The 9309-nt window shown below is 68.1% G+C and carries 7 protein-coding genes; 5 read left to right on the top strand and 2 right to left on the bottom strand.

What is annotated here, in order from left to right:
• Window positions 1-752 precede the first annotated feature (752 nt).
• Together ACZ4M3_RS35270 and ACZ4M3_RS35265 are read left to right on the top strand one after the other, a co-directional pair.
• Window positions 753-4835, top strand: coding sequence for a polymorphic toxin-type HINT domain-containing protein (locus tag ACZ4M3_RS35270; RefSeq protein WP_467739720.1), 4083 nt, complete (start codon window positions 753-755; stop codon window positions 4833-4835).
• 7 nt (window positions 4836-4842) lie between these two features.
• Complete coding sequence (locus ACZ4M3_RS35265; protein ID WP_467739718.1) at window positions 4843-5442, top strand: hypothetical protein; 600 nt, start codon at window positions 4843-4845, stop codon at window positions 5440-5442.
• 312 nt (window positions 5443-5754) lie between these two features.
• Here the strand turns inward: ACZ4M3_RS35265 and ACZ4M3_RS35260 are convergent, their stop codons facing one another.
• On the bottom strand, window positions 5755-6342 hold the full coding sequence (locus ACZ4M3_RS35260; RefSeq protein WP_467739716.1) for a hypothetical protein: 588 nt from the start codon (window positions 6340-6342) through the stop codon (window positions 5755-5757).
• A gap of 496 nt (window positions 6343-6838) precedes the next feature.
• Here ACZ4M3_RS35260 and ACZ4M3_RS35255 point away from each other — a divergent pair, with 496 nt between their 5' ends.
• The 3 genes from ACZ4M3_RS35255 (at window position 6839) to ACZ4M3_RS35245 (ending at window position 8983) form a co-directional block, all read left to right on the top strand.
• Entirely contained in the window at window positions 6839-7501 is a 663-nt protein-coding gene (locus ACZ4M3_RS35255) for a hypothetical protein (RefSeq protein ID WP_467739714.1), read from the top strand.
• A gap of 121 nt (window positions 7502-7622) precedes the next feature.
• On the top strand, window positions 7623-8030 hold the full coding sequence (locus ACZ4M3_RS35250; protein WP_467739712.1) for a TniB family NTP-binding protein: 408 nt from the start codon (window positions 7623-7625) through the stop codon (window positions 8028-8030).
• Window positions 8031-8089: 59 nt separating this feature from the next.
• A complete protein-coding gene (locus ACZ4M3_RS35245) occupies window positions 8090-8983 on the top strand; it encodes a hypothetical protein (RefSeq protein WP_467739710.1) in 894 nt (297 codons plus the stop codon).
• Window positions 8984-9095: 112 nt separating this feature from the next.
• Here ACZ4M3_RS35245 and ACZ4M3_RS35240 read toward each other — a convergent pair.
• The coding region (locus tag ACZ4M3_RS35240) for a hypothetical protein (RefSeq protein ID WP_467739708.1) at window positions 9096-9309 on the bottom strand (214 nt) is incomplete at its 5' end.

Genomic DNA, 9309 nt, shown 5'->3' with positions numbered 1-9309 from the left:
GGCCGGCGTGGGCAACGCCGAGCGTGGTCACCGCGACGAGGGCTGCGGTCGCGCCCACCAGTCCGGCGACAAATGCCTTGCGGGCATGGGTGATTGCCATATGTGTTCTTCCCCCTGGTCCAAGACGGGGCCGACACAGAGCGGCGCCCGTAGGTTTACTGAAAGTAAAGCATATGTAAGATCAACCTGTGCTCCAAGCCCTGGAAGGCGGGAGCCTTACCCGTTCACGGTGGCCGGATAGGGCCGGAATGAGGAGTTCCCTTCCGAGAAAGAGCCACCCAGAACTCACCCAGGCCACGCGACCTGAGCTGGACATGACCCAACCACGGTGAGTGTGAGCGTGTGAATCATCACATTGAAAGAGGGGGAACCAGCCGGATGAAACGGCGAACGACTTTCACCGGGGCAGCGCGCCTCAAGGCCGGGCGGCGGGCTCGTCATGGCACGTCCGGAGACCTCGGCACCCGAGCAGCAGCATCTTCGCTCATCCGGCTCCTCGGAGTGGCACCTGCCACGGCCTCCGGGGCTGGAGACCGTATGGGCGTGTCCGGCAACTGCGCCCGGTCCACCGGCCCTTGCAATAGTGACCGAGCCGAAACCCTGGTTGCTGGGACGGCATTTCTCGCACCGGAGGAGCAAATCAAGGGATCTCTCAGCCGTATGGATCCGCTGTACACCGAGAATCGCCAACACACTGGCCGCTCTCCATTCGGCCCGTGCTCGTCCCGTCCCATGAGTGAGGACTGGTCAGCATGACATGGCCCAATTCATTCATCCCAACCCCACGTTCCGGGAGTCGACGGCGAGCGCGGGGAGGTAAGTCTTTCTCGCACCGCACCTGCGGGCTGCTTCTGCCGGCCGCGCTGATGGTTGGGCTGCTGGGATCGTCGCCCGCCTACGCAGGTGACGACAGCGATCCGAGTGCGGCGCCCACCCTGTCGGACCGGACCCAGGCCGTTGCCTACTGGCAGACCGGCGGCGCGGGCATCAAGGAAGCTGCGGAGCGTGCGCTCCTCGGGTCCGACGCGGACGTCAAAAAGTTTCTCGAAGACGGTCCGGACATCGAGTACGACGACAACTATGTCGCGGCCAGCCGCATGTTCGCTACCGGCGGCCCGGGGGTCCGCGAGGCGACCAAGAAGGCGCTAACCGGCACTCCGCAGAATCTCAAGCTGTTTCTGCAGAACGGCTGGCAGGAACCGCTCGACACCGACCGCCAGGTGGAGATTTCCCGGGTCATCAATCTCGGCGGCCCCGGGGTGAAGGAGGCGGGCAAGGCGGCGCTCAAGGGTACCCCCGAGGACCGTGAGGAGTTCCTCGTCTCCGGCCGGAACACGGCCCGCGAGACGGACGATGAAGTCGCCGTTTCGAAGCTGGTGACGACAGGTGGCCCCAACGTGAAGGCGGCGGCTAAGGTCGCGCTGCGCGGGACTCCCGACGACATCACCGAGTTCTTGGAGATAGGGCAGTTCGTCGCCCGTAACCGCGACCAGGAACACGCCACCATCGCTCAGTTGGTCGAGCAGGCGAAGGCGGCGGGTACGCAAGCCGAGGACGCGACAAAGTCCGCCGAGGAGGCCTCGGCGCAGGCAGTGGAGGCGTCCCAGAAGGCCAGGGAAGCGGCGGACAAGGCAGCGAAGGAGACGCAGGCTGCGAAGAACGACGCCAACCGAGCCGCGGTGAAGGCCAAGCAGGCCGCTGACGCGGCCCGTGCTGCCGCCGCTGCTGCTCAGCAGGCGATCAATTCAGCCAACGCCGCCAACCGAGCGGCGCGTATCGCGGCCTTGGCTGCGGCTCAGACGGCGAGCGCCGCCGCAGCCGCCGCCAACGCGGCCAATGACGCGTACAACGCTGCGATCGCTGCGGGCAACGACGCTGGTAACGTCGAGCAAGCCAAGAACGCCGCTGCCGCGGCACGTTCCGCCGCCGGTCTCGCCCGTGAGTCATCCGCCGCCGCCAACCAGGCGGGCCTGGCCTCTGCTGCCGCCGGAAGGGCCGCCGACGCCTCTCGTAGCGCCGGTGCCAATGCCAACGCCGCCGCCGACGCGGCCGAGCGGGCCAACAACTACGCTGACGCCGCGGGCAACTCCTCCGCGGAGGCACGCGACGCCGCCGCCGACGCCCGCCGCCACGCCAACGCCGCCAACCGCGCAGCCGGCACTGCCACCACCCTCGCGCAGCGCTCCGCGACCGCGGCCTACGCGGCACGTGACGCGGCCCAGTCCGCCGCGACGCACGCGGAGAACGCGGCCATCGCGGCCGAGGAGGCCGTCAAGCACGCCGGTGAATCAGCCACGGCCGCCGCGGCGGCCAAGCGGCACGCGGAAGCGGCGAAGACCGCCGCCGAGGCTGCTGCGAAGGCGGTCAAGACGGCGAATGACGTCTTCGCGCTCGCCCGGGAGACCGAGGCCACTGACCTGGCAACCCGGACCGACGCTGCCATCGAACGAGCCAGGTCTCGCAAGACGCAGGCGGAGCAGGCCATCGCCGCCTCTGCCTCCCAGCAGGTCGACGCGGTGGCCTTGGACGCCACAGCGGACACCCTCGCTACTGAGGCGGCAAAGCCGGGCGCTGATGTAAAGGCCCTCGCAGCCCAGGGCCGCCAGCTGGCCATGAAGGCATTGAAGCTGCGCGATGCATGGAGCCAGGAGGCAGCGGCCACTGCGCTTTCGGGTACCGACCAGGATGTCATCCGGTACTTGAAGACCGGCTATAAGCGGGCCGGGGTCGAGGAGATACGTGACCGAGTCGTCCAGCTGAGCACGCAGAGTCCCTCCCCGGCCGTCCGTAGTGCGGCCGTAGAGGTGCTCAAGGGCGCTCCGGAGCAGGTCGCGGGCTTTTTCACGACCGGCCAGTATGTTGTCGGCGCTGATGATCTGGCCGTCCAGGTATCACAGATCAACAACGCCGGCGGGCCGAGCGTGAAGGACGCCTCCAAGGCGGCGCTCGCCACTGGCTCCGGCAAGGCGCTGGCCACCTTCATCGCGGTCGGCCAGTACGGTGCGCGGCTGTCCGACGACGAGGTCACCGCCTCGAAACTGGTCACCTCCGGTGGACCAGAGGTACAGGCCGCGGCGAAGATCGCGCTGGCCGGCCCGGCCGACCAACTACGCGATTTCGTCCAGGTCGGCCAGTACATGGCCGATCGCAAGGACCAGCTCGCAGCGAACCACGTCAACCAACTGGAGCGGCTGATTGCAGAAGGTTCGGGCATCGCGGCAAAAGCCATGGAGAACCGGTGGAAAGCCGCCGAGGCAGCGGCGCGAGCCAACCAAGCCTCCGCAGAGGCCGGTGCGGCAGCGAAGGAAGCCGTGACGTCGGCGACTACAGCCATCAAGTACGCCACCGATGCCGCGAACGCTGCCAACGCGGCGCAGGCCAGCGCCGGTCGGGCCGCGAAATCCGCAGCCACCGCTCGGGCCGCGGCGGCCCAGGCCGACCAAGACGCCGACTCGGCCGAGGAGTCCGCCGAGCAGGCCGAGTTTTCGGCGCAGTACGCCCGGGACACTGCTGCTTGGGCCGACGAATCCGCAGCCAAAGCACACCAGTCGGCCTTGAACGCCGGCAAGAGTGCCACCGAAGCGGCCGATCTGGCCAGCGCCGCCTGGAACGACGTCAAGAAGCTGCGCGAGGCCGAAGCGGCGGAGGCCCGCCGTCAGGCCGAGGAAGAACGCAAGCGCAAGGCCGAGGAAGAGAAGAACAAGAAGAAACGACGCTGCATCCCGCATCCCACCCGTGAGGAGTTCGCCTGGATCGCCTGTCTGAACGCTCCGGGTGATGCGGTCCTGGAGATGCCGGGGATCGACCCCACGCTGCGTGACATCGTGTGGGAGCTCACCGGACTCAATGACATCAAGAAATGCATCAAGGAGCCCAGCTGGGGCGGCTGCGCGATGGCCGCGGTCGGCGTGATCCCGCAGGGTAAAGCAGGCAAGGTGCTCAAGTGGGGTTGGAGGGGTCTAGAGGGCGCCATCGACGCCAACAAGTACGCCAAGCTGCTGCCGTGCAACCCGGTCGGCGACAGCTTCCCCGCAGGCACCCCGGTCCTGATGGCCGACGGCTCCAGCCGCGCAATCGAAGACGTCCGCATCGGTGACATGGTCTTGGCCGCCGACCCCGAGTCGGGCATCGCCGGGCCGCGCAAAGTCCTGAACACGATCTACACCCCGGACGACCGCGACTTCACCGGCATCAGCCTTGATGCCGCGAGCGGTGGCGGTTCACTGACCGTCACGGACCACCACCTCTTCTGGACCGAGAAAACCCAGAAGTGGACCCCGGCCGGTGAGCTGAATACCGGGGACGCTTTGCGCACGCCGGATGGCCGGTCCGCGGTGATCGGCAAGGTGGACCGCTGGAAGACCGTGCAGGCTGCCTACAACCTGACGGTCAACCAGTTCCATTCCTATTACGTGCTGGCTGACACGACCCCGGTCTTGGTGCACAACCTGTCGTGTCTGACGCTGGCCCATAAGTACTGGCCGGACTTGGCACACACCTTCCGGGACCACGCAGGCATCACGGTCGACAGTGCCAAACAGCTGGCGAAGGACAAGGGTAAGAACAGCGTCTTCCACAGCAAGGAATTGGCGCAGGAGGTGGCCAACGCCGCCACCACCCAGTACGCGAAGAAGATCAGTACATGGATGAGGACCAAGACCACCAGCACCCTCGAATTCAAGGGCACCTTCGGTAAGGACTCACTTGGCAAGATGTACAAGGCCAACGGGGACGTGGTCGACGAGTTCGAGACGGGGGCGCAGTACTTCATTCAGCTGGCCCGTGACTCCAAGGCCAAGGGCGGATGGTACATCCGCACGATCTACCCGATCTAGGATGGGCATGTCACGCGAGAGATTCACCGACTTCGATTTCGGCCTCACCGTCCTGGCGGGCGCCTTCCACCAGGACTGGCGTTACACCGGCGCGCCCGAGGACGTGGCGCTGGAGTCCATCGGATCGGCTGAGGGGGCTGCGGCCCTGGAGAGTGACGTGTCGCTGCTGATCGGCTCCGAGCTGGGCGACGGGCAGATCGAGCGGCTCTGGGAAGCGGCGACGGCCGAGAACTACGTGTTCGGACCGGATGAGAGCGGGCGGGACCTGCTCCGGCGTTTCCTTGCGGTCAGCCGTGACTGGCAGCGCGCGCACGGAAGTGCCCGCGTCGCGAGCGACCCGGCGTGGGAGGTTCCGGAGCTGCGGGACCGAGTACTGCGGGCCGTCGCGGCGGCCCCGCTCACCGCGGAGCTGCGGGACGTGCTCTCCGTCTGCGCCCGGACACTCTCGGCCGAGCTGGCGTTCCGGCTGCTCCTACGGCTGTATGTTGCCGGCTCGACTCCGGTCCCTCCGGCAGTCTGGACGGAGTACCAGGAGATCAGTACGGCCTTCGCACTCGGTGAGTACGTGATCGAGATGATCGAGTTCCTCGTCGAGGACCCGCACTAAAGACGGGCTCGCGGGAGCCGGTCGAGAAAAGTAACCGGCCGCCAGTCTTCGTACTGGCGGCCGGTTACTGCGTTCGGTCGTGGGCCGTGGGATGAATGTCGACCGAGGTGACGGCTACGGCCGCTTCGGCATCAGGCGCCGCACCGAAATTCATCTCCCCCCGGACGCACCCGACCCGGCGACCCTCACCCAGATCGCAACAACGCCGTAGCCAACCGCGGCCATGCCCAGCGGAGCCAGGACACGCCGATGTTCAGCACATGCGGGCAGCTCGGGTGCCCGTGTCCTCTTGCCGTGGCCAGGCTGGGCCGGTCAGCGGTGCCGGTGGCGCGGGAGCGCGAAGGTCGCGCCAACAGCGGCGGCGGCGAGGGTCAGCACGAGCGCGCTCTCGACCAGTTGCAGCGGCCAGAAGTGGGACTCGGCGTGATAGCGGGTTCCGATGAAGTCGACCGGACCGGAAATGTCCCCCTCGCCCCCGCGCGCGGGCCCGTCGAGGGTGGGCCAGAGCCAGGGGCGGACCATGACGAGGGCCGCCGTGACGAGCCCGGCCGCGCTGACGGCCGCTGCCATGGCGGGAACCGTCCGTCCGATGGCGCCGACCGCGATGCCGAGGAGGGTATAACTCACCGACACCGGCCCGATCACCAGGTAGACGGGGAAGGCGTTCCACTCAAGCGGGTACCAGGTGTCCAGCGTTTCCCGCCGGATCCAGGCGGCCAGGAGCACGAACGCGGCCATGACGAGGAGCACGCCGGCGACCGGCACTGCCAGCTTGGCGGCGAGCCAGCGGGCCGGACTGACGGACTGGGTCCACTGGAGTCGGTAGGTGCCCGATTCCACCTCGCGCCCGACCGGCGGGCCCGCGACGAACGCGCTGAGGACCAGAGGCAGTACACCCATTCCGAGCCCCATCTAGTTGAACATCTTGTTGACGTAGAGGCTGCGGGAGAGGAAGCCGCGGACTTGGATGCCGCATCCTGGCACCGTGTTCTCCACCTTGCAGCCGGTCGCGGCGAGATCCTCGGCCAGTGACTGGACGTACCAGCGGCCGGCGGGCAGGGTGATGGCGGCGAGCAGTACGAGTGTGAGTGGGTGGGGTGGTGGCGGTGGTTGGGTGGCAGGGGGTGTGCGGGGGCTTGTCGTGTTGAGGGCTTTGTGTAGTTGGGGGTTTTCTTGGCGTTGGTCGTGTCGGGCTGGTGATTTTGGCTGCCACCGGGTGATCAGGCTGCTGCTATGTGGTGGTTAGCACGGCGGTGGATGGTTGTCGTGGGTTTGCCCATTCCAGTGTTCGTTGCCGTGGTCGCCGGGTGTGCTGGCGGGTAGGGGTGAGGAGTTGCGGTTGGCGCGGGGTGTGGTGGTGCGTCGGTTGTTGGCGGTGGACTAAGGGTCTGGGTCGGTGTCGTCGTTGCGTGTGCGGGTGATGGCTGAAGCCGCGGGGGTGTCGGTCAGGGCGGTGTGGCGGTGGTTGTCCGATGCGCGGGAGGGGCGGTTTGAGCCCGGGGGGCGGCATGGCAGGTTCACGCTGGACGATGAACAGTGGCAGGTTCTGGCGGTGGTAGGCGGGAACGTCGCGGCTTTGCATCGGCGGCTTACGGATGGCGGGTTGCCCTTGTCCGTGGAGGTGCCGTCGCTGGGGACTTTGCACCGTGTGGTGCAGCGGGATCTGCGTGCTGGCCGGGTATTGGAGGTGGTTCGGGTGTCCAGGTATCGGGTTGAGGTGGGCCGCTATGTCCGGGTGCTGGCCGAGTTGAAGCTGGAGCGGGCGGGTGAGGGGCTGCCGGTGGTGGATGCGGGACCGGCGTCCTCGCCGGTGCCCGCGACGGACGGCGAGGAGGACATGGCGTCGTCGAGGGGTGGGGTGCGGTTGTTTGTGCCGGGGGCGCGGGTGGTGTCGACGGCCGGGGTGGCTGCTGTGGTGGAAGCAGTGGGGCACACGGTGGCGGCGCGGGGGATTGGGTGTGTGTTCGGGGAGCCGGGGGTGGGGAAGACGGTGGCGGTGCAGCAGGCGCTGCATCTGCTGCCTGACCGGTGCCGGTGTGGCGGGCGGTGGTGGGGGTGAAGCCGGGTCTGCCGCAGATGCGGGCGTCGTTGCTGGAGGCGTTGGGGCTGGCGTCGGGTTCTCTGTCTCATCGTGCGCAGCCGGCGGACCGGGCCTTGGGGAGGCGCTGCGCCGTCCTGGAGTGCTGTTCCTCGATGACGCACAACGGCTGTCGCCGCCGTTGCTGGATTACCTGCGGCTGCTGGGGGACGAGCCGGGTACGGCGGCGGCGCTGCTGTTGTGCGGGGCGGGCGCGGAGCGGGTGATTGCTCGGGCGCCGGCGTTGCGGTCGCGGGTGCTTACCTGGCACCAGGTCCCGGGGCTGGACCAGGAGCGGCTCGGGGAGACGCTGGTGATGTTCCATGACGTGTGGGAGGGCGTCGATCAGGCTGATCTGGCGTGGGCGGATGCCACGGTGGGGCGGGGTAACTTCCGGACCTGGGCGGAGATCACCTCCCACGTCTACGCCTTGTCCAAGCGGGGCCGGGACATAGGGGTGGGCCGTGCGCTGATAGAGCAGGTCTGCGCGCGGCTGGGCCTCTACCTGTAGCGGCCGGTGGCGCGGGATCGGAAGAGGGGGACCAAGGCCGGGCGGTAGGGAGCGGTTTCTTGAGCAGTTCATCGGGGGCGGGAGAGTCGGTACTGCTGGGCGGGCGGGAACCGGTACCCGAGCTCAAGGGGCAGGCGCTCGCGGCGTTGCGTGGTCCTGCGGTGCAGCGGTTGTTGGGGCTGCGGGCCCGGGGTCGGTTGTCGCGGGGGCATGTGCGTCTTGCGGGGGAGTGGTTGGGGGTGTCGGAGCGGACGGTGTGGCGGTGGCTCGCGCAGGCCGAAGCCGGTCCCGGCGCAGGGGCTGTTCCGGGTGCCCGGTCGGTGGATCGGTTCGAGGTGACGTCGGAGGTGCGGGTGCTCCTCGCGTACTGGCGGGGCAACGCCTCGGCGGTCCACCGGCAGCTCGTGGCCCGCGCCTGTGCGGCGGCCGGTGAGCCGGCCTTCGCGGTTCCGGCTGGGGCACCGCTGGATGCGGTGCCTTTGCTGGATCCGGTGCCGTCGTTGTCGACGTTCCTGCGCGCGGTGCGCCGTGACCTGACTGCGGGCGAGCGTGCGGGTCTGGCCCGGGGTCCGGAGGCGGCCCGGGCCCATGATGTGTTCGGGCGTCGCCCGACGGAGTGGCGGAACCACACGTGGGAGGCTGACCATGTCCAGGCGCCGCTTGTGGTCGACGCGGATGGGGAGCTGGTGCGCCCGTGGGTGACGTGGTTCATCGACGTCGCGACGAAGACCATCATGGGCACTGCGGTCACTCCCGGTCATCCGTCGAGGGCGTCGATCCTGGCGGCCCTGCGCACTGCGGTGCTGCGCACCGGCCCGTACGGGCCGGCAGGCGGCATCCCTGAGCATGTACGGGTCGACCGCGGCCGGGACTTCCTGTCGAAGACGGTCCTGGGCGCCTTCACCGATCTGAAGACCAAGTGCGAGGACCTGCCTGCCTACAGCCCCATCTGAAGGGCACGGTGGAGAACCTCAACCGGTGCGCGGACCACATGCTCTTCGCGGTCCTGCCCGGCTACACACCCACTCCCGAGCCCCGGTCCGCCAAGAAGAAACGCGACCCCGACTAGCCGCTGGCACTGACCTTCGCCGAGTTCACCGCCGAGGTCATGGACTGGACACGATGGTGGAACACCGAGCACCACCCTGCGGGCCTGGCCGGTCGGACCCCGCTCGAAGCCATGCTGATGATCTGTGGGTTTTTGTTGGTGTTGGTTCGGCAGCGTGATGTCAGTGTGGTGGTTGTTGGGTAGGCGCTGTTCGGCTGGGGCTTGTTGAGG

The sequence above is a fragment of the Streptomyces sp. NPDC026522 genome (genome assembly GCF_055567555.1).
Note: the sequence above shows the minus strand (reverse complement) of the source record. Positions and strands in the feature narration are given on the sequence as shown.

What these genes read in the sequence shown, in the direction of transcription:
- ACZ4M3_RS35270 (WP_467739720.1), top strand. Translation starts at nt 753, where the DNA reads ATGACATGGCCCAATTCATTCATCCCAACCCCACGTTCCGGGAGTCGA.
- ACZ4M3_RS35265 (WP_467739718.1), top strand. Translation starts at nt 4,843, where the DNA reads ATGTCACGCGAGAGATTCACCGACTTCGATTTCGGCCTCACCGTCCTG.
- ACZ4M3_RS35260 (WP_467739716.1), bottom strand. Translation starts at nt 6,342, where the DNA reads ATGGGTGTACTGCCTCTGGTCCTCAGCGCGTTCGTCGCGGGCCCGCCG.